The organism is Streptomyces sp. AB3(2024), from assembly GCF_041862025.1.
Classification (GTDB): Bacteria; Actinomycetota; Actinomycetes; order Streptomycetales; family Streptomycetaceae; genus Streptomyces.
Genome location: NZ_JBGWAB010000347.1, coordinates 1 through 460 on the forward strand (window position 1 = coordinate 1; position 460 = coordinate 460).

A 460-nucleotide genomic window follows, 5' to 3' on the forward strand; every position below is an offset into this window, starting at 1 on the left:
GAACGGCCTCGGCGGCGCGGACGTGCACGCCGAGACCTCGGGCGTCGCGCACTTCGCGTACGACGACGAGGAGACCTGCATCTCCGAGGTCCGCTACCTCATCACGATGCTGCCCTCCAACAACCGCGAGAACCCGCCGCACTTCGCGGCCACCGACCCGGCCGACCGCAGGTCGGAGGCCCTCCTCACGCTCGTGCCCGTGGACGGCAACCGCCCCTACGACATGGCCGAGGTGATCGAGGAGCTCGTCGACGACGGCGACGTCCTGGAGGTCCACGAGCGCTGGGCCCGCAACATCATCTGCGCGCTGGCGCGGCTGGACGGCCAGGTCGTCGGCATCGTCGCCAATCAGCCCGGCCACCTCGCCGGCGTCCTGGACATCCACGCCTCCGAGAAGGCCGCGCGGTTCGTCCAGCTCTGCGACGCCTTCAACATCCCGATCGTCACGCTGCTGGACGTC

General features: G+C 70.2%; 1 protein-coding gene. It reads left to right on the forward strand.

The genetic code is table 11. The features are described 5' to 3' along the window. The coding region (locus tag ACEPPI_RS40700) for a carboxyl transferase domain-containing protein (protein WP_373920270.1) at window positions 1-460 on the forward strand (460 nt) is incomplete at both ends.